This is a genomic window from Stenotrophomonas sp. A3_2 (genome assembly GCF_036624925.1).
Lineage (GTDB): Bacteria > Pseudomonadota > Gammaproteobacteria > Xanthomonadales > Xanthomonadaceae > Stenotrophomonas > Stenotrophomonas hibiscicola.
This window is the reverse complement of record NZ_JAZKVY010000144.1, coordinates 1-346: the sequence shown is the minus strand read 5'-3', so window position 1 is coordinate 346 and position 346 is coordinate 1. Positions and strand designations below refer to the sequence as shown.

1 protein-coding gene is annotated in these 346 nt (G+C 68.8%); it reads right to left on the bottom strand.

What is annotated here, in order from left to right:
- Nucleotides 1-346 (bottom strand): DUF411 domain-containing protein (locus tag R5H29_RS03955; protein WP_332328788.1); only part of this gene is annotated, 346 nt, incomplete at both ends.

Genomic DNA, 346 nt, shown 5'->3' with positions numbered 1-346 from the left:
CCATGCCCTCCGAGCCGATCGGCATCCCCGCCACCGCAATGCCTCTGACGCCTACGGGACGGGTTGCCAGCAGGCGCTTGATATCGGCGACCGGGACATGGCCCTCGATCAGATAGCCATCAACCATCGCGCTGTGGCAGGATGCCAGCGTGCCCGGCATGCCGGCCCTCCGCTGAAGCGCCCCGCGCGACGCATCGTCGCGCATGACGACCGTGCGGCCCAGCTTCGCGCGAAGCGCCTGGGCCCACTTCTCACAGCATCCACAACCCGGGTCCCGGTGGACGACGACATCATTCGCCGCAAGCGCTGCGCCGGGCAGGGCGAGGAACAGCAAGGCGGCAGAAAG